A 21096-nucleotide genomic window follows, 5' to 3' on the forward strand; every position below is an offset into this window, starting at 1 on the left:
CGCCACCGTCGCTTTTTCCGCCCGGCAGTAGACTGGTCGGTCGTGACCGAAAGCTCTCCCGCCGGCCCGGCGGACGCGCGTGCCGAACGCCGGACCCGCCTGCTGGCGGCGGCGCACATCTCGCTGCGCGGATTGTCCGACGTCCTGGCCCCGCTGGGCGCCCGGTTCGCCGACGCGGGTCACGAGCTGTACCTCGTGGGCGGCTCCGTGCGCGACGCGCTGCTCGGCCGCCTGACGAGCGACCTGGACTTCACCACCGACGCCCGGCCCGAGCAGGTGCAGGCGCTGCTGCGCGGCTGGGCCGACGCGATGTGGGACACCGGCATCGAGTTCGGCACGGTCAGCGCGGCCTTCGCCGACCAGCAGATCGAGATCACGACGTACCGCGCGGAGGCGTACGACCGCGTCACCCGCAACCCCGTCGTGAAGTTCGGCGAGAACCTGCACGACGACCTGGTGCGCCGCGACTTCACCATCAACGCGATGGCCGTGCGGATCGGCCGCGACGGCGCCGAGGACTTCCAGGACCCCCTGAACGGGCTCGACGCGCTGCTCGCCGGCGAGATCGACACGCCGGCGACGCCGGAGGAGTCCTTCTCCGACGACCCGCTGCGGATGCTGCGCGCCGCCCGCTTCGTCTCCCAGCTGGGATTCTCCGTGGCACCGCGCGTGTCGGCGGCCATGACGGACATGGCGGCCGAGATCGACCGGATCACCGCCGAGCGGGTCCGCGCGGAGCTGGACAAGCTCATCCTGGGCGAGCATCCCGTCGACGGGATCGTGCTGCTCGTGGACACCGGGCTGGCCGAGCGGGTGATCCCGGAGATCCCCGGCATGAAGCTCGCGATCGACGAGCACCACCAGCACAAGGACGTCTTCTGGCACTCGATGACCGTGCTGCAGCAGGCCATCGACCTCGAGGAGTCCGACCCCGACCTCGTGCTGCGGTGGGCCGCGTTGCTGCACGACATCGGCAAGCCCGCCACCCGCCGGCACGAGCCGAACGGCGGCGTCTCCTTCCACCACCACGAGGTCGTGGGCGCGAAGCTGGTGCGCAAGCGCATGCGGGCGCTGGCCTACCCGAAGGCCGTGACCGAGGACGTCGCGCAGCTGGTCTTCCTGCACCTGCGCTTCCACGGTTACGGCGACGGCCAGTGGACGGACTCCGCCGTCCGCCGCTACGTCACCGACGCCGGACCGCTGCTCCCCCGGCTGCACAAGCTGGTCCGCGCGGACTGCACGACCCGCAACAAGCGGCGGGCCGCACGGCTGCAGGCGACCTACGACGGGCTGGAGCGGCGGATCGCCGACCTCGCCGCCAAGGAGGATCTCGCGCGCGTCCGCCCGGATCTCGACGGCAACGCGATCATGGAACTGCTCGGGCTGGAGCCCGGGCCGGAGGTCGGTGCGGCGTGGAAGTTCCTCAAGGAGCTGCGCCTGGACCGCGGCCCCCTCGACCGCGACGAGGCCGAGGCCGAGCTGAAGCGCTGGTGGGCCGAGCGCCAGGGCTGATTCAGCGGCCGGTGTACGGCGTCCGCGGCCCCGGGATCGCGGCGATGCGCGTGTCGAGCCGGCTCGGAAGGCGGCCCAGTGCAGTCCAGCCGCGCGCATCGGGATTGTCGACGGTGGCCTTGAGCAGTGCACCGTCCGTGGTGCGGACACTGGCCGAGACGATCCAGCCGTCGAAGATCTGCGTCTTCCGGTCGTACTGCGGTTGATTGCGGAGCACCTGCTCCGTGATCGCGCGCAGGTCCGCGACGTCGGCGGGCTTGCCACGCAGCTCGACCGGGCCTCCTTGGGACCCGACGGCCTTCGTGATGATCCGCCCGTCGGCGTAGACGGTGGTCCGTGGCGGGGCCTCTCGGGTGAGGAAGACGTGGGTGCGCACGTCGACCACCACCGTGTTCGCCGGTTTCGGCGCGGGCGAGGGCGTGGGAGCGGCTGTGGCGGCGCCCGCAGCGACCGTCAGCGACGTGGCGACGAGGGTGATCGCCGTGGCGGTCAGGATCGTGTTCCGCATGAGAGCAGCGTATCCGTCCGACGCAGGAAGTGAAAGAGTTGATCGCTACTGTCGCAGATCGGTCGCGCCGTCCGCGGTCCCGTCGCCGTCGGTGTCGAACAGAAGAACGTCGGGCGCACCGTCGGAATCGGTGTCCGCGACGGCCTGCCGGGCCGGCTGTCCCGGCTCCGCGGGGACGGGGCTCACCTGCACCGGCCTGTCGGGCTCGGGGGTCCGTCCACCCGTGACGCCCGGGATGGGGCAGGTCGACGGTGCCGCCCGCGCGGGCGCGGCCGCGGTGCCGGGTGTCCCGTCGGGAGCGCGGTCGGGCTGACGGTCCGCCCCTGCGCCCGGCACCGCCGTGGGCTCCGCCCAGCGGCCCGAGCCGTCGTCGCGGAACGCGGCCTCCCGGGTCCCGTCGTCGTCGAGATCGAGGGTTGCGACATCGACCCGGCCGTCCCCGTCGAGGTCGACCATCGCGTCGTCGATCCGGCCGTCCCCGTCGAAGTCGAGGAGCACGGTGCCCTGGACGCCGGGCGAGCTCCAGCGGGTGACGTGGCCCGCCCCGTCGCCGAACCAGTACTCGATCAGTTCGTCCCCCATATCAATTGGACGCGCCAGGGCCCTCCGGGGTTCCCGTGCGGCGGTAGAGCAGGACGACGACACCGACGGCGGCCGCGTACAGCAGTGCGCCGAACCCGGCCAGGGGCCGGCAGACGCCGTCGAAGGGCACCACCGCCGCGGCGAAGGCGACCGCGCCCACGAACGTCACGTTGAACAGGGCGTCCTGGAAGGCGAAGACCTGGCCGCGCCGTTCGTCGGGCACGTCCAGCTGCATCGCGGCGTCGCCCGACAGCTTCACCACTTGCCCGGCGAGGCCGAGCACCGCGGCCGCGACGACCAGCACCGCGAAGTTCAGCGTGAGGACGGTGAGCTGGGTGAGGCACGCCACGACCAGCGCGCCGACGACGGTGTTCCGCCTGCCCCACCGCGCCACGGCGAAGGGGGTGAGCACGGCGGCGACGAGCATGCCGACCGCGGTCGCGCCCGCGACCGAGCCGAAGCCGGCGAGGCCCAGGGTGCCGTCGGTGAAGTGGTGCCGGGTGAGCAGGAGCAGCATCAGCGTGTTGAAGCCGAAGACGGTGCGGTGCGCCCCCATGCCGGTCAAGGCCGCGGTCACCGACGGGGCCCGCCACGCCGCGAGCGCCCCGTGGGCGAGACCCGCGGCCACGTCGCTGAGCGCGGTCGCGGGCTTCTCGTGCTTGCCCGAGACGTCGTGGTCGGGACCGAGCACGCCCGCGGGGAACCGCGTCGACAGCAGCGCGCCGAGCACCGCGACGAGGACGGCGACGGCGAGCACGCCGGCGCCGCCCGCATCGTCGGAGCCGAAGACGGCCCGGAGCCCCACCGCGGTGCTGGCGCCGACCGCGGTGGCGCCGGCCCCCAGCGTGGTGGTCAGTGAGTTGACCGCGACGAGTTGCGGCCGGTCCACGACATGGGGCAGTGCGGCGGACAGCCCGGAGGCCACGAAGCGGCCGGCGCCGCCGACGGCCAGCGCCACGACGAAGATCGCCGCCTCCCCCGCGCCGGACGCGAGCACACCCGCGCACGCCGCGATGAGCAGGGCGCGGATCACGTTCGCGACGATGAAGACGCGGCGCCGGTCCCAGCGGTCGAGCAGTGCACCGGCGAAGGGGCCGATCACCGAGTAGGGCAGCAGGAGCACGGCCAGCCCGGTGGCGATGGCGGCGGGCGTGGCGTTGCGCTCGGGGTTGAACACGATCGCGGTGCCGAGCCCGGCCTGGAACAGACCCTCCGCGTACTGGCTCAGCAGTCGCACGCCGAGCAGGCGCAGCAGGTCCGGCAGGTCGCGGAAGGTTCGCCACGCCGGTGTGGCAGCGGCGGCTGGGGCATCCGTTCCGCTGCTCGTCACCGCTACAGCGTATCGGCGCGGGCGCTTCCGCGTCGGCGGACCTCGATGGTCGTCGACATGCCATGATGGGGGTGTGGGTCCCGATCGTTCGAATGAGCCGACGCAGGGTGACGCGTCCTCCGGCGAGTCCGGTGATGCGGGCTTCGAGCTGTCCTCGGGCACGCTGCTGGTGGCCTCCCCGGACCTGGTCGAGCCGACGTTCTCCCGCACCGTCGTCTATCTGATCGAGCACAACGAGTCGGGCAGCCTGGGCGTCGTTCTCAACCGGCCCAGCGAGTCCGCGGTGCACGGGGTGCTCCCGCAGTGGCACGAGCTGGCGGCCAAGCCGAAGGCGGTCTTCGTCGGCGGCCCGGTGAACCAGTCCGCGGCGCTGTGCCTGGGCGTGGTCAAGGCGGGGGTGGATGCGAGCGGCATCCGCGGCCTCCAGCCGGTCGCGGGCCGGGTGGTGCTGGTGGACCTCGACTCCGATGTGGAGATGATGGACGAGCTGCTCGACGGGGTGCGGGTCTTCGCCGGATACAGCGGCTGGGGCATGGGGCAGCTCGACGACGAGCTCGAGCGCGACGACTGGATCCCGTGCCGGTCCCTCCACACCGACGTCCTCGTCCCCGCGCGGGTGGACCTCTGGGGCAAGGTGCTGCGGCGGCAGGGGCTGCCCACCGCGCTCCTGGCGACGCATCCGGTGGACGTCTCCGTCAACTGACCCTCGCTCGCCCTCCTCGCGCCGGCGGCGCTTCGTGGTGCGTCCGCGTGCCCCTGTCGTGCCCCCGGCTCCCCCGCGTGCGCTCACCGAGCGGGACAACGCGAGTTGTCATATCGTTGGACCGGGCCCGACCAGGCGAGGAGCGGCGACATGGGCGTGAGCGAGCGATTACCGGGCGGGTGCGTGCCGAGCCGGTGTGTCCTGTGCGGGCTCCTGATGTTCGCGGCATTCGTCCATCTCGCCCGTCTGCGGGGCTTCCCCGATGCCGCGGACGCCGCCGCCCACGCGGGCTCGGCCGCGGCGTACGCCGTGATCGCCGCGATGGTGCTGCTGGGCGAACGCTGGGCGTACCTCGCCGCCGCGCTGTTGCCGGCGATCGGCCAGCTGCTCGGCGACTATCGATCGTTCGCCGTGTACGGCAATCCGATCGAGGCGCTCGACCCGATCGTCGATCTGCTCATCGTGCCCGTCGCGTTGTACGTCCTGTGGGCGGTCGGCAGGCCCGAACCCGGCGCGGAGCCGCGGCTCCCTGTGCGGGCGGGCGCGGCGCCGGGGGGCTCAGGTCGGGACGGGCTCGAGCTCGCGGCCGTACTTGGCGGCGAGCCACGCGCACATCATGAGCTGGATCTGGTGGAAGATCATGAGCGGCAGCACCAGCAGTCCGACGGGTTGCCCGGCGAACAGGACGGCGGCCATCGGTAGGCCGGTGGCCATGGACTTCTTCGTGCCGCAGAACTGGATGGCGATCATGTCGGCGCGGTCGAAGCCGAGCCGGTCCGCGGTGGCCCGGGTCAGCCACAGCATGAGCAGCACGAGGACGACCGACAGCACGATCAGCTGCACCACGCCGACCCAGGAGACCTGGCTCCAGATGTGCTCGCGCATGCCGGCCGAGAACGCGGCGTAGACCACCAGCACGATGGAGCCGCGGTCGACGTACTTCAGCGCCGCGGCGTGCTTCGCCACGAACTCCCCCACCCACGGCCGCAGCACCTGGCCGAGCAGGAAGGGCAGCAGCAGCTGCAGGCACAGGTCGATGATCGAGCTGCTGTGGAACTGCACCTCGCCCGTGGTGGCCATCAGCGCCAGCACGAGGAGCGGCGTGACGAAGACGCCGAGCAGGTTGGAGACCGAGGCGCTGACGATCGCGCCGGGCACGTTGCCGCCCGCGATCGACGTGAACGCGATCGACGACTGGACCGTGGACGGCAGGAGCGTCAGGAACAGCACGCCCGCGTACAGTTCGGGCCGCAGCAGCACCTCCGGCGCGAACCGCAGCAACACACCGATGATCGGGAAGACCACGAAGGTGAAGCCCAGGATCACCACGTGCAGGCGCCAGTGCTTGAGGCCGGCGAGGGCCTCCATCGGGTGGATCCGCGCACCGTAGAGGAAGAACAGGATCGCGATCGCGACGGTGACGGCACCGTCGACCACCGGCACCGCGCGCCCCTCCGCGGGGAAGAGCGCAGCGACGCCCACGGCGGCGAAGATCGCGAGGATGAAGCCGTCGATGGAGAGTTTGTCGAGGAGCGCGCGCATCCGTCAGGCCGGCCGGGCCTCGTGGTCGCACATGCCCTTGAGGGCGCACGCGCCACAGCCGCCGGTCACGCCGCAGTCCGCTGCCGGGTCGTCCGACGGTGCCTCGTCGTCGGCGCTGCAGCACGTCGCCTCGGGCAGCTGCAGCCGCGCCTGGATCGACGCGGCCCGCGAGCCCTGGAGGGCGCCGAACCCGGCGAGGAACAGGCCCGCGAGTACTGCGACGCCGATGGCCGCGTACGACCAGGGTGCGTCCATCGCGAGACCGATGAGGGCGCCGCCCCCGAAGATGACGCCGGCGGCCACCAGGCCGGGACCGGCCACGCGGTTCGCGGTGCGCCAGAGCAGCGGATCGGACAGGGTCTGTTCGGTGCGGACCCCCACCATGCCGTTCTCCGGGAGGCGGCCGGCGAGCCCGGCACCGCCCACGACGACGGCCGCTACGGCGGCCAGGGCGAGGATCACAACCAGCACGAACACGGCTTCCAGTCTAGAGACCCGCGCAAATCGCCCCGGCGGCGGTGGGACGGCTGTCGGTAGCATCCGGCGCGAGGAGGATCGGCACGGTGGACTTCGCGTTCGAGTGGACGAACTACCGGGACGAGTGGCGCGCGATCACGGGCCCGGTGATCGGTGTGGTCGCGTTCGGCGGGTTCGGCGCGGTTGCCCTCGTAGTGGGCCTGCCGGACGTCGGCCTGGCGTTCCTGGGGATCGCCGTCGTCTGCGTCGGTCTGCTGGTTCCGCAGATCGGGGACCGGCGCGGGGAGACGGTCCGCGTCGTCGACGGTGCCGTTCTGGTGGGGCAGGCCGCCTGGTGGCGACACATCGCGACGTACGGGCTGGTCGGACTGGGCCTCGTCGTCGCCGGGATGGTGGCGACGGTGCTGACCGACCCGGAGGGCGCGCCGCTGATGCTGGTGCTCGGACCGCTGCTCGGGGTGTGCCTGATCGTGAACGCGGTCGTGTTGTGGCTGAGGCGTGGCGGGTTCGTCTTCGGGCCCGACGGGGTCGTGACGCCGCGCGGCCGCACGATCCCCCACGACCTGCTGGTGTACCGCCTGTACGAGCCTCCGCGCGGCGCACCATCGGTCCAGATCGGGATCATCGGGGGCCCGAAGCCCGAGTACATGACGGCCTTCGGTTACATGATCAGCCCGAGCGCGGTGCTGTCGACGCTGGATGCGCTCACGGCGCACACGCGGACGTACTCCCCGCGCGAGATCCGGGCCATGCTCACCGTCCCGCCGCAGCGGGGCGTCGCCGAGGGGGACTCGATCGTGCTGCGGCTCCCGGCGGAGCCGGCCGGGGGTGACCGGGCCTAGCTCACCTGCGGGGTTTTAGGCTGGTGGGGTGACGCAGAACGTTGAACAGTCCACCTCGACCGGCCCCGCCCACCGGTACACGGCCGAGCTCGCGGGTGCCATCGAGCAGCGGTGGCGCGATCAGTGGCGCGCCGGCGGCGTCTTCAACGCCCCGAACCCCGTCGGGCCGCTCGCGGCGGCCGCGGGTGAGCTGCCTGCGGAGAAGCTGTTCATCCTGGACATGTTCCCCTACCCGTCGGGTGCGGGCCTGCACGTCGGTCATCCGCTCGGCTTCATCGCGACGGACGTCTTCGGCCGGTACCACCGGATGAACGGTGCCAACGTCCTGCACACGATGGGCTTCGACGCCTTCGGGCTCCCCGCCGAGCAGTACGCCGTGCAGACCGGTACGCACCCGCGGGTCACCACCGAGAAGAACATCGAGCGGTACCTGCAGCAGATCGGTTCGCTGGGTCTGGCCCACGACGAGCGACGCCGCGTCTCGACCACCGACCCGGAGTTCTACCACTGGACGCAGTGGATCTTCCTGCAGATCTACAACGCCTGGTACGACAGCGCCCAGGACCGCGCGCGGCCCATCGCGGAACTGGAGGCCGAGTTCGCCTCCGGCGCCCGCGCCCTGGACGACGGCCGGCAGTGGGCGGACCTGACGGCCGCGGAGCGCGGCGCCGTGCTCGACGAGCACCGACTGGTCTACGAGAGCAACTCGTTGGTGAACTGGTGCCCGGGCCTGGGCACCGTGCTCGCCAACGAGGAGGTCACCGCCGACGGCCGCAGCGAGCGCGGCAACTTCCCCGTCTACCGCAAGCAGCTGCGGCAGTGGATGATGCGGATCACCGCCTACTCGGACCGCCTGATCGACGACCTGGACGTGCTCGACTGGCCGGAGAAGGTCAAGTCGATGCAGCGCAACTGGATCGGCCGCAGTCGCGGCGCGCGGGTGGCCTTCACCGCCGCCGGCGAGCGGATCGAGGTGTTCACCACCCGCCCGGACACCCTCTTCGGCGCCACGTACATGGTGCTCTCCCCCGAGCACCCGCTGGTCGATGAACTGACGGCCGACGCCTGGCCGTCGGGCACGGACGACCGCTGGACCGGCGGTGCGGCCACGCCCGCCGAGGCGGTCGCCGCCTACCGGGCGTCGATCGCCGCGAAGTCCGACCTGGAGCGCCAGGAGGGCAAGGAGAAGACGGGTGTCTTCCTCGGGACGGTCGCGGTGAATCCGCTGAGTGGCACCGAGATCCCCGTGTTCATCGGCGATTACGTCCTCATGGGCTACGGCACCGGTGCCATCATGGCCGTCCCCGGCCATGACGTCCGCGATCACGAGTTCGCCACGAAGTTCGGCCTGCCGATCGTCGAGGTGGTCGGCAGCGACGCCGGCGTCGCCGACGAGGCCTACATCGGTGAGGGCCCCGCGGTGAACTCCGCGAACGCCGAGCTCGACATCAACGGCCTCGGGGTGGCCGAGGCGAAGGCCGCCGTCATCGCCTACCTGGAGAAGACGGGCGCGGGCCGGGGGACGGTGCAGTACAAGCTGCGCGACTGGCTGTTCGCGCGCCAGCGCTACTGGGGCGAGCCCTTCCCCATCGTCTTCGACGCCGACGGTGCGCCGCACGCCCTGCCGGAATCTGAGCTGGCCGTGCTGCTCCCGGAGGTCAAGGATTACGCGCCCGTCGCCTTCGACCCGGAGGACTCGGATTCGCAGCCCTCTCCCCCGCTGGCGAAGGCCACCGACTGGCTGCACGTCGAGCTGGACCTGGGCGACGGCCTCAAGGACTACACGCGGGACGCGAACGTCATGCCGCAGTGGGCCGGTAGCTCCTGGTACCAGCTGCGGTACGTGGACCCGACCAATGCGGAGGCGTTCTGCGCCAAGGAGAACGAGGCGTACTGGATGGGCCCGCGGCCCGAGGTCAACGGCGCGGGTGATCCCGGCGGCGTGGACCTGTACGTGGGCGGCGTCGAGCACGCCGTACTGCACCTGCTGTACGCGCGCTTCTGGCACAAGGTGCTCTTCGACCTGGGCTACGTGACCTCGCGCGAGCCCTACCGGAAGCTGTTCAACCAGGGCATGATCCAGGCCTACGCGTACACCGACTCCCGCGGCGTCTACGTGCCCGCCGAGGACGTGGTGGAGCGCGATGGGAGGTTCTTCCTCGGCGAGCAGGAGGTGAACCGCGAGTACGGCAAGATGGGCAAGTCGCTGAAGAACTCCGTGGCTCCCGACGACATCGCCCGTGACTACGGCGCCGATACCCTGCGCGTCTACGAGATGTCCATGGGCCCATTGGATCAGGACCGCGCGTGGGCGACGAAGGACGTCGTCGGTGCGCAGCGCTTCCTGCAACGCGCCTGGCGTGCCGTGATCGACGAGGAGACCGGCGCCGTGCGGGTCACCGACGAGACCCCGTCCGACGAGTCGATGCGGGTGTTGCACAAGACGATCGCCGGCGTCCGCGAGGACTACGCGGAGATGCGGGACAACACCGCCATCGCCAAGCTGATCGAGCTGACCAATCACCTCACCAAGGCCTACCCCGGCGGTGCGCCGCGCGTGCTCGCCGAGCCGCTGGTGCTGATGCTGGCGCCCGTCGCGCCGCACATCGCCGAGGAGCTGTGGAACAGGCTGGGCCACACCGAGTCGCTCGCGCACGGGCCGTTCCCCGTCGCCGAGGGGCAGTGGCTGGTGCAGGACACCGTCGAGATCCCGGTGCAGGTGAAGGGCAAGGTCCGGTCGCGGATCACCGTGGGCGCCGACGCCTCCGACGAGGCCCTCGAAGCCGCCGCGCTGGCGGATCCGAAGATCGCCGAGCTGCTCGACGGTGCGCCGCGGAAGGTCATCGTCGTCTCCGGCAAGCTCGTCAACATCGTTCCGTAGCAGGGCAGTCCGGTCATGAGTTCCCTCGCTGAGCAGCTCATGACCGGGCCTCGGGGGCGGCGGGTGTGCCTGGACGCGGTGAGCTTCACCGACCAGGACGTGATCCGCGCGGAGTTCGATCTGCGGTTCGTGTTCGATCCGGCGCCGACGGTGCGGCTCCACGTGGGCGACGGCGACGCCTCGCCGCTGCATGTCGATGCCGCGGTGGACGTGTTGCGGTCGGCCCTGGCGGCGGTGGAGGCCGTCGACGAACACTTCGTGCACCTTGCGCTGGAGAACGCGGTGAACATGGCGAGGTACTGGCAGGAGCCCGAAGGGACAGAGGTGCTCGCGTCGCGGCCGGAGATCGCGCCGGAGATCGACCGTCTCGCACAGCTCGTCGCCGTCTCGCCGGCCGCGGGGTGGTGGACGGACACGATCGCGCCGGAACAGTTCCAGGTACGCATGGAAGGTTGGCGCGATAGAGGTCAGCCCCCGGCGCGGTCGGTCCTGCTGACGTGGGCCGAGAACACGAGATCCGAAGAACAACGCGCGGTAGTGGAGCGCCCGAGTGATCCGCGTGCGAACTACAGTGCGATCTGGTGGTCCTGTCCGCCATACCAGCTGATACAGACGTGTTCTGAGCAGGTCGGCGTGCCCACGGGCCTGTATCTCGTGGAGGACGGCTTCGGTGAGACTCGCGCGAGCGTTCATCGGGTGATGGGGTCGGGGCGGGTCCTCGAGATCGACTCGGCCGCAGTGTGGGCCGACCTCTGCCGTGAGCACCCGCTGGAGGTGACCGCCTCGAGGCATCACGACTGGTATCGCACCACCGGGCTCGCCGACACCCGGTGGGTGATGCCGGACTGGGAAGCCGTCTCGCGCGAGTACGACGCGGTGCATCTGCAGGTGGGTGCGTACCTCGCGGCCAGCGGTACGGCGATCGAGGTGGAGCCGGGGGTGCACTCGGTGATCGCGGGCTGGGCGCCGGGCGACACCTACTGGCTCACGGATGTCGTCGAAGTGGAACCGCGCGGCCGAATCTTCGTCAAGGATCGGGACGACGACCTGTGGCACGCCGAGGAGGAGTGAAACCGTGATCGGATCCGTGGCCGACCTGGCGACCGAGGAGCGGCGCAGCCTGCTGGAGCTGGTGGAGGGGTTCACCGCGGAGCAGTGGAGTGCACCCAGCCTGTGTGACGGGTGGAGTGTCCGGGAGGTGGTGCTGCACCACATCGGCTACGACCTGCTGACGGGCCGGGAGACGGTGCAGCGCATGGTGACCGGCCGGGCGAGCCCGGGGAGTGACTCGAACGATGCGCGACTGGCAGAGCTGTCGGGGATGACCACGTCGGACGTGGTCGAGGCCCTGCGCGAGCACATTCGCCCCGCCGGGCTCACCGCGGGTTTCGGCTGCCGCATCTCGCTGCTGGACGGCATGATCCACCAGCAGGACATCCGCCGGCCCCTGCGCCTGCTGCGCACCATTCCCGCGGAGCGGATCCGGCCGGCGCTGAACTTCGCGCTGTGGGCGCCGCCGGTGCGCGGTGCCGTCCGGGGCAGGGGAGTGCGGCTCGTCGCCGACGACCTCGACTGGTCCTTCGGCCGCGGCCCCGAGGTCCGCGGCACCGCGGAGGCCCTGCTGCTCGCGATGGGCGGGCGCACCGTCGTGCTCGACGAACTGACCGGCCCCGGCCGGGGGCGCCTGGCACGCAATCTCGGCGGGCTGACTCCATAGCCGGTAGTCGTCGGCTCCCGAGGAGCGACCGAGCACGGATGGTCCGCCGCGTCACGCTGCGGCGCGCAGCCGATCCAGCGCCTCGTGCGCGGGCCACGGCGGATCCTCGCGCCAATGGTTGTCGGCATCGTGTTCGGAGAGTAAGGACTCCAGCAGCGGTGGACCGTGCGGCCCGTCCAGCATCGCGGCGATGTCGTCGTGGATGGTGCCCACGAAGTCCCGGTAGAGGGCGCGCTCGTCCTGGGCGCGCCAGGCGTCGGCGTACTGCTGGTGCCGCTGCCGGTGGTGCTCCTGCGCCAGCCGGTACAGCTCCTGCGCATGGTGCGTGTGGTTCACGCGGTACGCACCGGCGGGGTCCCCGGTGCGGCGCCACCCGGTGCGGCCGGGGTACTCGTCGCCCTCGGGCAGCACGATCGTCTCGAAGCCGCGTCGCACGTCGTCACCGCTGGGGACGACCTTGCCGTGGTGCGCGTCGCAGGCGAGGGTCAGCACGGTGACGTCGGTGGCGCCGCCGTCCCGCCACTCGGTCACGTGATGCACCTGGCAGCGCGTGGCCGGGGCGTCGCAGCGCGGTGCGCTGCAGCCCTTCTCGGAGCCGTACAGCGCGATCCGCTGGTCCGCGGACGCGAGGCGCTTCTCCCGGCCCAGGAACAGCGGGCGCGACGCGAGATCCAGCAGGAGCACGTACTTGGGGTTGGCGCCCATCATGCGCAGCGCATCCTCGACGGGGAGTCGCCCGCCCGTGGCGGTGGTCGCGATGCCGGTCTCGGACTCGAGCTGATCGATGCCGAGCGTGATGATCGGAACACAGGGAAGACCTCGATGCTGCCCGAGCAGGCCAGAGGCGATCGCTGCGCGCAGGGCCGAGACCAAGGCGTCGTGGTTGCGCTGCGCCGCCGTGCGTTTGTCCCGCTTCGCCGCCGCCGCAACGGCATCGGCGTCATCCACATCGACGGGATCGTTCGCGTCCTCCGGGTTGTTCACACCGGGCCGGGCGAGCTTCTCCAGCACCGTGTCGAGCAGCGCGCGGGCCTCCGGCGAGAGCACCCCGCCGAGCGCGGACATGAGGTCGTCGCATTGTTTCCCGACCGTCAGGTCGCGCTTGCGGGCGATGCTCTCGGCGGAGGGTTCGGCACCGTCGGGATCGAGGAGCTCGTACGCGCGCCGGCCGAGCGTCGCGATGTCCTCCGGGGTGCATCCGCCCTCCGCGGCGGCGACCAGCATGTCCTCCAGATCGTGCAGGTCGGGATGGGAGAGCTTGGGGGAGCAGGCGTCGAAGGCCTTCTCGATCGCCAGGGCGTGCCGCTCGGACAGCGTGCCCGCGCGCTGGGCGGCGGTGACGAGCGGTAGGCGCGGGTCGGGGGAGTACCCGCGCTCCTGCCGCGGCGCGCGGGAGCGGGCACCACGGATCCGATCGCGCGCCTCCACCCCGGCGAGGTGGAGCTGATCGATCAGGAGCTCCTTGGCGCCGGTGTAGCCGAGCTGGGCGGGCAGGTCCTGCTCGATGGCCACCTCGGTGAGCCAGTGCTGGCTGCTGGGGACGGTGCGCGCGGCGCGCTCGAGGCGCCGGAGGCCGTCGAGGACCTCTTGCGAGGAGAGCATGACGGGGTTCATCGACGCCAAGCGGTCGGCGGCCTGTTCGAAGGAGGCGAGCGCATCGAGATAGTCAGCCGCGGTGCCGGAATCGATCACGAGCCGCCTCCCTTCGTTACTGCAATCCTACGCTCGTGTACGAGAGATGGCAACGGTCTCGAACATGTTTCCGATGGGGTGACGATGCCTTAGCCTGGAGTCCTCGGATGAGGGGAGCGCCGGATGCGCCTGATCGACGATGCGGAACGTCGCGCCCGCATGGCGCGCCGCCACGCCCTCGCGCCGGAGCACCGCACCGATTCCGTGCTCGACGCCGTGCGAGCCGTCGGCGTGCTGCACGCCACGGAACCGGCGACCCCGTACCTGTCGGTGCACGCACGGATGCACTCCTTCGCCCGCGACGAGTACGAGCGCGAGCTGTGGGAGCAGCGGTCGCTCGTCAAGCAGCTCGCCATGCGCCGCACCATGTTCGTCTTCCCGCGTGCACTGCACGGTGCGGCGTTGAGCGGACCGTCGGAACGTGTTGCCGCCCAGGAGCATGCGAAGATCGCCAAGGACGCCGTCCGCGGCGGCGTCGCCGACGACGGCGAGGCATGGCTCGCGCAGGCGCGATCGGCGGTCCTCGACGCGCTCCGCGGCTGCGAGCTCAGTGCCGTCCGGCTCCGTGAGCGGCTCCCCGAGCTCGACGGCAAGGTGATGATGGCCGAGGGCAAGAAGTACGGCGGTGAGATGCACCTGGCGCCCAGGGTTCTCACCTGGCTCGGCGCGAGGGGTGATCTGGTGCGCGCCCACAACGAGAGTCACTGGCGGGTGAACCGCAACCTGTGGGCCCGCGCCGACGAGTGGCTCGGCGCGCCCGCCGAGCGCACCGGTCCGGGAGAGGCGTACGCGGTACTGGTGCGCGAGTACCTGCGCGCCTTCGGGCCGGTCACGGAGACCGACGTGGTCTGGTGGTTCGGCGCCACCAAAACGGCCATCCGCGCGGCCCTCGCCGAGATCGCCGCCGTCCAAGTGCGACTGGAGCGGGGCGGCACCGGCTGGGTGCTCCCGGACGACGTGGATCCCGTCGCGCCCGTGGAGCCGTGGGCGGCACTCCTGCCCGCGCTCGACCCCACGCCGATGGGGTGGAAGGAGCGCGCGTTCTACCTCGACCCCGCCTTCGCGTCGGCGATCTACGACGCCGCCGGTAACGCCGGGACCACGGCCTGGTGGGACGGTCGCATCATCGGGGCGTACACGCAGGACGAGGACGGCACCGTCGTCCCGGTGCTGCCGAAGGGGACGCCCCGGGCGGCGCGGCAGGCCCTCGACGCCGAGGCCGCACGGCTGCAGAAGTGGCTGGCGGGGGAGCGCGTGAACTCGCTCTACAAGTCGCCGATCACGTTGCCCGCGTACGGGACCTGATCAGCGGACGACCGCGATCGCCAGGCCGTCCCAGCCCTTGATGCCGACGGTCTGCAGCGCGGTGGCGTCCAGCCGCGGGTCGGAGCCGAGGCGCTCCAGGGCGCCGCGGATGCCGTCGGCGTCGGGGCCCTCGTCGTGCAGGCGGCGCACCACGTTGTCCAGGACGATGACGGTGCCCGGGGCACTCAGACGCAGCGCCCAATCCAGGTACGCGCGGTTGTTGGCCTTGTCGGCGTCGATGAAGACGAGGCCGAAGGGGCCGTCGAGGAAGGGCAGGCTGTCGAGTGCGGCCCCGACCTTGATCTCGACGCGCTCGCCGAGGCCGGCGGCGTCCAGGCTGGCGCGGGCGACCGCGGCGTGCTCGGGCGAGAACTCCAGCGTCACGACGGAGCCCTCGGGGCCGGCCGCGCGCGCGAGCCACGCGGTGCTGTAGCCACCCAGGGTGCCGATCTCCAGGATCCGCCGGGCGCCCGAGATCGACGCCAGCAGGTAGAGGAACTTGCCCTGGGTGGCGGAGACGGCGATGTCCGGCAGGCCGCCCTCGGCCTGGGCCGCGCGGATCGGTTCGAACTCGGCCGCATCGACGGCCACCGTCCGCTCGAGGTAGTCGTCGACGCCGGCCCACAACTCGCTGCTCACGCGTTCGACCCTATGCCGATCGTCCCGGCATCGACAACCCCGGATCGTTGCGTTCGCGGGCGTGCGGTTCTACCGTCAGCGATACGGCAGCGCGGTCGCACTGAAGCCACGGGTGGGGGACCGATCCGATCACACACCCGAGGAGTTCTCATGCACCACACCACCGTCAGGGCGCTCGCGCGAGGTGCCGCGGTGACCGCCCTCGCCGCGGGAGTCGTGGCGACCGGGGCCGGCGTCGCCGGGGCCGCCCCCGGTCCGGGGCCGACGCCCGACAACCTCTGCGGGGTTCCCGGGCTCATCTCCACGATCACGCCCGACGGCCCGGGCCGCGTCGGCGTCACGGGCAGGGCGGACTTCGGCCCGCTCTGGGCCGGGATCACCTTCCGGGCGACCGGCACCCTGGACTGGCGGAATCTGCGGACGGGTGCGACGGGGCACGTCGCGGGCGAGGGCGTCAACGCGGCCTTCTTCCGGGCGGCCACGGGGCCCGGGGACGTCGAGTTCCGCGTGCTGGTGCACGTCGCCGACGGTCCCGGTCCGGTCCCGTGGCACGACAACTGGACCCGGGTGTGCACGGGGCGGTACCTGGTCCGCTGATCAGCGCGGCCGCAGCACGATCTCGGTGGGATGCGCGTCCCCCGGGGTCGTGATCGCCTGGACCACGGCCCGCGCCACCGTCTCCGGGCGCAGCAGACCCTCGGTGGCGTACTCGCGCCCCTCGGCGGCGAAGATCCCCTGCTGCATCTCGGTGTCGATCCGCCCGGGGAAGACGCTGGTCACGCGGAGCGCGGGCTCCTCGGCGCGCAGCGCCTCGGCGAACGCGGTGAGCCCGAACTTGCTCGCCGCGTACGCCGACCATCCGGGGTTCGCGCGCTTGCCGGCGCCCGAGTTGAGCAGCACCACGTGGCCGCCCGCGGCGCGCAGCGCGGGCAGCAGCGCCCGGGTCAGCTCGACGACGGCGAGGAGATTGACCTCGAACATCTCCCGCCAGTCCGCCGCCGGCGTGTCCTCGATGGAGCCGATCCGGCCGACGCCGGCGTTGTGCACGAGCACGTCGAGCCGGTCGATCGGCGCGGCCAGCTCCCGGACCGCTGGGTGATCGGTGACATCGGCCGGAAAGGCTGCGGCACCGTCGAACTCGGAGACCAGGGCGTCGAGTGCGGGGGAGGGGCGCCCGCCCAGCAGGAGGCGGTGCGAGCCGGCGAGGCCCCGCGCGATGTGAGCGCCGAGCCCGCGCGAGGCGCCGGTGACGAGGGCGAGGGGACGGGCGTCGACGGTCATGGGCCCACGGTACCGAAGGACGGGCGGCGACGCGCGAAGCCCCGGTCGAATCCTGGGGATCCGCCGGGGCTTTCGCACATCGAAGAGGCTCAGAACTCCGCGTCGCCGACGAGGGCGGCCTCGGCCGGCACCTCGTGGGCGTCGGCGCCCCGGCCGCGCACCTGCGTCAGGATGAGCGCGGCGACGACGCACGCGATCGCGCCGATGTAGAACGGGGCGGCGGGGCTGCCGAACCACGTGGCGAAGTGCGCGACGAGGGTCGCGGCCAGCGCGCCGCCGGCCCAGCGGAGGAAGTTGTAGCCGGCGCTGGCGACGGGGCGCGGCGCGTCGGCGATCGACATCGCGGTGCCGGTGAACAGGGTGTTCAGCACGCCCGACGGGATGCCGGAGAGCACCACGACCGCCACCACCACGGCGACGTTCTCGTGGCCGATCGCGGCGACCACCAGGAGGGCGCCGTACACGATGACGGCGGCGATGCAGCCCGCCCGCTCGCCGACCGCGGCGGCGACCTTCGGTGCCAGCCACACGCCGCTCACCGCGACCAGCAGACCCCAGCCGACGAAGACGGCACCCACGAAGTACGCGCTGCGATGCAATACGAACGGCGACCACGCGAGGATGGTGAAGAAGGCCGCGGTGTAGAAGGCGGAACCCAGGCCGGTGAGGAACAGGCCGCGCTGGCGCAGGGCGCGCAGGGGAGCGAGCGGGGAGACGGTGCCCTCGCGCTGCCGCTTCTCCTTCGCCTCGGCGGCGTCGGAGCGCAGCATGGTGGCGCACAGGATCGCGCCGATGAGCATGAGGATCGCGGTGCCGGCGAACGGGCCGCGCCACGAGACGCCGCCGAGGACGGCACCCAGCAGCGGGCCGACGGCCAGGCCGAGGCCCAGCGCGGCCTCGTAGAGCAGGATGGCGCCCTGCTGGCCGCCGGTGGCGGCCGCGACGATCACGGCGAGCGCGGTCGCGATGAACAGCGCGTTGCCGAGGCCCCACACCGCGCGCCAGGCGACCAGTAGGCCGATCGAGTTCGCGAGGGCGCAGGCGGCGGCCGCGATGACGATGAGCAGCAGACCGGCGATGACGGTGCGCTTGGCACCGAACATCGAGGTGAACCAGCCGATGAAGAGCATCGCGATGACCTGCACGCCCAGGTACGACGAGAACAGCAGCGTGGTCTGGCTGGGCGTCGCGTGCAGTGACTCCGCGATCGAGACCAGGATGGGGTCGACGAGGCCGATCCCCATGAACGCGATCACGGCGGCGAACGCGGTGACCCACACCGCCTTGGGCTGATGGGAGAGGGTCTCGCGCAGGCTGGGGTGGGCGTGAGCGTTCGTGGCTCGGTCGGCGGTGGTCGTCATCGCAGCTCCTTTCAATACTACGAAATCCTAACTATTTCGTCGTGCGAAAGGCAAGCCCGTGTGACTGATTCCTCAGAGCTCGTCCCGGTACCGGTCCATGAGCTTGTGCAGCGCGGGAATCGCGCGGTCGAGATTGACGCGGTCCTCCTCGGTCAGTTCGCCGAGGTGACGAGCCAGCAGCGCGTTCCGCGCCGCCACCAGCTCGGAGGTCAGTTGGCGGCCGTGCTCGGACAGCTGCACGACGACGGCGCGGCCGTCGTCGGGATCGGGGCTGCGCTCGGCGAGCCCGAGCCGTTCCAGCCCGTCGACCGCGCTGGTCGCGGAGGGCAGGCGGATCCGCAGGTAGCGGGCGAGCTCACCCATGCGAACGGGGCCCAGGTGCAACAGGCTCTGCAGCGCGGCCTGCTGCGCGGGCGTGAGATCGGGTCCCGGCGTGTTGCGCCGCACCAGGAAGTGCAGCTGCAGCAGGGGCGAGCGCAGGCGCGCGGCCAGGTCGTCGATCGCGGCGTCGGGTGCCGGGGCCGACGGGGCGTCGGATGCTTCGGACGCGGGGGTCATGGCCTCGATACTAAGGGTAGGAACGACGGTGCCGGGCGCGCCCACGGGCGAGCCCGGCACCGTCGGACCGGAGGAACGGGGGGTTACGACCCGATGTTCCCCGACTTCTTCCACACCGCGACCACCGAGGGGCGGGGCTGGCTGGAGCCGCCGTCGGGCCAGTGCGAGGTGGGCTTGTCGGCGGTGGCGTCGTCGGTCTCGCCCGGGTGCTGCACGGCGACGAGCACGCGGTTGTCGCGCACGACGGGGCCGCAGGTCTCGGCGCCGAAGGGCACCGTGAGGAACTGCTTGGTCAGGCCGCGGTCCTTGCCCTCCAGGACGACGCCGAACAGGCCGTCGTTGCTGTCGAAGGTGCTGTTGGTGCCGTCCGTGGAGATCCACAGATTGCCGTGCGAATCGAAGGTGACGTTGTCGGGGCAGCTGATCCGCGAGACCTTGGTCTTGTCGAAGCCGCCGTAGTAGGTATCGGCGGCGGCCGGATCGCCGCACACCAGCAGCAGGTCCCAGGAGAATTCGGTGCCCGTGTGGTTGTCGGTGATCTCGAGCAGCTGGCCGCTCTTGTTCTTCACGCGCGGGTTGGGCGTGTCGATGCCCGGCTGGCCCTCCTTGACGCCGCGGTCGCTGTTGTTGGTCAGCGCGCAGTAGATCTTGCCGGTCCTCGGGTTCGGCTCGATGTCCTCGGGGCGGTCCATCTTGGTGGCGCCCACCTTGTCACCCGCGACGCGGGTCCACAGGGCGACGTTCTCGGCCGGCATGCCCTCGACGTGCGACTCGGCGCTGCCGTCGGCCTTCGTGGTGAGCAGGGGGATCCAGGTCCCGGTGCCCTTGTAGCCGCCCTCGGGGACCTTCCCGTTCTCGACCTTCTGGCCGTCGAACTTCGCGACGTACAGCGTGCCCTCGTCGAGGATCCGCATGTTCGACTCCATCGCGGCGGCGCCCTTGCCGGGCTGGATCTTCCGCGAGCTGACGAACTTGTAGATGTACTCGAACTTCGAGTCGTCGCCGCAGTAGGTGACCACGTCGCCCGCGGGCGTGACGTAGATGTTGCCGCCCTCGCGCTTCATGCGACCCAGCGCCGAGTGCTTGATCGGCGTCGACTTCGGGTCGTGCGGATTGACCTCGACGAGGTAGCCGAACCGGTTGATCTCGTTGGGCTCCTTGGACAGATCGAACCGGTCCTCGAACTTCATCCAGTGGTGGGCGTCCTCGTCCTTGCCGACGCCGTAGCGCTTCCAGCCCTCCTTGAGGCCGTCCAGCGGCGGCGTCTCGGCGCCCGAGAAGTAATTGGTGTAGTTCTCCTCGCCGGAGATCATGGTGCCCCACGGCGTGATGCCGCCCGAGCAGTTCGCGATGGTCCCCAGGACGCGGGTGCCGGTGGGGTCCGCGGTGGTCTTCGTGAAGAAGGTGCCGGCGGCGGGCCCGCGCAGCTCGAACTCCGTCGACGCGGTGATGCGCCGGTTGTACTCGCCCAGAACGGGAGTCAGCTTGCCCGAGCCCGGCTCGCCCTTGACCTCGACCACGGTGATGCCGTGGGCGGCCATCTCGACCCGCACCTGGTTCTCGGTCGGATCACCCTCCTTGTAGCCCTTGAACATCGCGGTGCCGGTCGTGTACTCCTGGTTGCACACCATGAGGAAGGTGTCCGGCTTCCCGTCCACGGGGATGAGATCCGTGAAGTCGTTGTTGAAGCCGAACTGCTGCGCCTGCGCCTCGGGGGTCTGGTTGTCGAAGTCGAACTGCGGCGCGCCCGGCAGTACCGGATCGCCCCAGCGGATCACGACGGCCTGCTCGTAGCCCTCGGGCACGGTCACGGCGTCCGCCTTGTTCGGGGTGATGGCGGTGAAGTTGAGGCCGGGGGCGTTCACGTTCTCCGCCGGCGGGCCGTTCCCGGCCGCCGCGCTCGACGAGGCCCCGGCGCCGCTGGAACCGTTGTCGCCGCAGGCCGCGAGGACGGTGACCGCGCCCGCGCCCAGCGCCGCCACGCCGGCGCCGCGGAGCACGGTGCGCCGCGTGATGTCGCCGAAGTACTCGTTGTCCGACTGGTTGTCGTGCTCGCGGAAGCACTGGTTACCGCACTTGTACTTGCAGGTCGTGTGCGAGCGGGCCGACTTACCGTCGTGATCGGTGAGCAGGCGCAGGTTGGGCAGGCGCATGAGGTCTCCCTGG

19 protein-coding genes are annotated in these 21096 nt (G+C 71.4%); 8 read left to right on the forward strand and 11 right to left on the reverse strand.

Features of this window, described 5'->3' with window-relative positions:
- The first annotated feature begins 42 nt into the window (after positions 1–42).
- Positions 43–1512 carry a CCA tRNA nucleotidyltransferase gene (locus ELY19_RS07550; RefSeq protein WP_126195672.1) on the forward strand — a complete coding sequence of 490 codons (1470 nt, stop codon included), beginning with the start codon at positions 43–45 and terminating at the stop codon, positions 1510–1512.
- Position 1513: 1 nt separating this feature from the next.
- On the opposite strand, the gene ELY19_RS07555 is transcribed toward ELY19_RS07550, so the two are convergent.
- Genes ELY19_RS07555 through ELY19_RS07565 form a run of 3 tightly spaced genes read right to left on the reverse strand, consistent with a single transcriptional unit; the run spans position 1514 to position 3932 of the window.
- Positions 1514–2020 (reverse strand): hypothetical protein, encoded by a 507-nt coding sequence (locus tag ELY19_RS07555; RefSeq protein WP_126195673.1) that lies wholly within the window; start codon positions 2018–2020, stop codon positions 1514–1516.
- A gap of 45 nt (positions 2021–2065) precedes the next feature.
- A complete protein-coding gene (locus ELY19_RS07560) occupies positions 2066–2602 on the reverse strand; it encodes a hypothetical protein (protein ID WP_126195674.1) in 537 nt (178 codons plus the stop codon).
- Between the two features lies 1 nt (position 2603).
- The gene (locus ELY19_RS07565) at positions 2604–3932 is read right to left on the reverse strand and encodes an MFS transporter (RefSeq protein ID WP_126195675.1); all 1329 of its coding nucleotides are present in this window, start codon (positions 3930–3932) and stop codon (positions 2604–2606) included.
- Between the two features lie 148 nt (positions 3933–4080).
- Here ELY19_RS07565 and ELY19_RS07570 point away from each other — a divergent pair, with 148 nt between their 5' ends.
- Positions 4081–4635, forward strand: coding sequence for a YqgE/AlgH family protein (locus ELY19_RS07570; protein WP_227967289.1), 555 nt, complete (start codon positions 4081–4083; stop codon positions 4633–4635).
- A gap of 558 nt (positions 4636–5193) precedes the next feature.
- On the opposite strand, the gene ELY19_RS07575 is transcribed toward ELY19_RS07570, so the two are convergent.
- Positions 5194–6177, reverse strand: a complete 984-nt coding sequence (locus ELY19_RS07575) for a bile acid:sodium symporter family protein (RefSeq protein ID WP_126195677.1) — start codon at positions 6175–6177, stop codon at positions 5194–5196.
- A 3-nt stretch (positions 6178–6180) separates the two neighbouring features.
- Entirely contained in the window at positions 6181–6654 is a 474-nt protein-coding gene (locus tag ELY19_RS07580; protein ID WP_227966656.1) for an SdpI family protein, read from the reverse strand.
- Positions 6655–6740: 86 nt separating this feature from the next.
- On the opposite strand from ELY19_RS07580, the gene ELY19_RS07585 reads away from it, so the two are divergent.
- From ELY19_RS07585 to ELY19_RS07600, 4 genes are all read left to right on the forward strand, one after another.
- Positions 6741–7496, forward strand: coding sequence for a hypothetical protein (locus ELY19_RS07585; protein ID WP_126195679.1), 756 nt, complete (start codon positions 6741–6743; stop codon positions 7494–7496).
- Positions 7497–7524: 28 nt separating this feature from the next.
- The gene (gene leuS, locus ELY19_RS07590) at positions 7525–10377 is read left to right on the forward strand and encodes a leucine--tRNA ligase (protein WP_126195680.1); all 2853 of its coding nucleotides are present in this window, start codon (positions 7525–7527) and stop codon (positions 10375–10377) included.
- Between the two features lie 162 nt (positions 10378–10539).
- On the forward strand, positions 10540–11448 hold the full coding sequence (locus ELY19_RS07595) for a hypothetical protein (protein WP_126195681.1): 909 nt from the start codon (positions 10540–10542) through the stop codon (positions 11446–11448).
- 7 nt (positions 11449–11455) lie between these two features.
- Positions 11456–12094 carry a maleylpyruvate isomerase family mycothiol-dependent enzyme gene (locus ELY19_RS07600; protein WP_164711707.1) on the forward strand — a complete coding sequence of 213 codons (639 nt, stop codon included), beginning with the start codon at positions 11456–11458 and terminating at the stop codon, positions 12092–12094.
- A 51-nt stretch (positions 12095–12145) separates the two neighbouring features.
- Here ELY19_RS07600 and ELY19_RS07605 read toward each other — a convergent pair whose 3' ends face one another.
- Entirely contained in the window at positions 12146–13786 is a 1641-nt protein-coding gene (locus ELY19_RS07605) for an HNH endonuclease signature motif containing protein (RefSeq protein ID WP_227966660.1), read from the reverse strand.
- A 123-nt stretch (positions 13787–13909) separates the two neighbouring features.
- Between ELY19_RS07605 and ELY19_RS07610 the strand changes: the two genes are divergently transcribed.
- The gene (locus ELY19_RS07610; RefSeq protein WP_126195683.1) at positions 13910–15091 is read left to right on the forward strand and encodes a winged helix DNA-binding domain-containing protein; all 1182 of its coding nucleotides are present in this window, start codon (positions 13910–13912) and stop codon (positions 15089–15091) included.
- On the opposite strand, the gene ELY19_RS07615 is transcribed toward ELY19_RS07610, so the two are convergent.
- Positions 15092–15730: an O-methyltransferase gene (locus ELY19_RS07615; protein WP_126195684.1), complete on the reverse strand. Its 639-nt coding sequence runs from the start codon at positions 15728–15730 to the stop codon at positions 15092–15094.
- A gap of 150 nt (positions 15731–15880) precedes the next feature.
- Between ELY19_RS07615 and ELY19_RS07620 the strand changes: the two genes are divergently transcribed.
- The gene (locus ELY19_RS07620; RefSeq protein ID WP_126195685.1) at positions 15881–16327 is read left to right on the forward strand and encodes a hypothetical protein; all 447 of its coding nucleotides are present in this window, start codon (positions 15881–15883) and stop codon (positions 16325–16327) included.
- On the opposite strand, the gene ELY19_RS07625 is transcribed toward ELY19_RS07620, so the two are convergent.
- The 4 genes from ELY19_RS07625 to ELY19_RS07640 form a co-directional block, all read right to left on the reverse strand.
- Complete coding sequence (locus tag ELY19_RS07625; RefSeq protein ID WP_126195686.1) at positions 16328–17011, reverse strand: SDR family oxidoreductase; 684 nt, start codon at positions 17009–17011, stop codon at positions 16328–16330.
- Between the two features lie 89 nt (positions 17012–17100).
- Complete coding sequence (locus ELY19_RS07630; RefSeq protein WP_126195687.1) at positions 17101–18372, reverse strand: MFS transporter; 1272 nt, start codon at positions 18370–18372, stop codon at positions 17101–17103.
- Between the two features lie 72 nt (positions 18373–18444).
- Complete coding sequence (locus ELY19_RS07635; RefSeq protein ID WP_126195688.1) at positions 18445–18930, reverse strand: MarR family winged helix-turn-helix transcriptional regulator; 486 nt, start codon at positions 18928–18930, stop codon at positions 18445–18447.
- An 83-nt stretch (positions 18931–19013) separates the two neighbouring features.
- A complete protein-coding gene (locus tag ELY19_RS07640) occupies positions 19014–21083 on the reverse strand; it encodes a PhoX family protein (RefSeq protein ID WP_126195689.1) in 2070 nt (689 codons plus the stop codon).
- Positions 21084–21096 lie beyond the last annotated feature (13 nt).

Origin of the sequence: Tsukamurella paurometabola (genome assembly GCF_900631615.1) — a bacterium.
In the GTDB taxonomy this organism is placed as follows: domain Bacteria; phylum Actinomycetota; class Actinomycetes; order Mycobacteriales; family Mycobacteriaceae; genus Tsukamurella; species Tsukamurella paurometabola_A.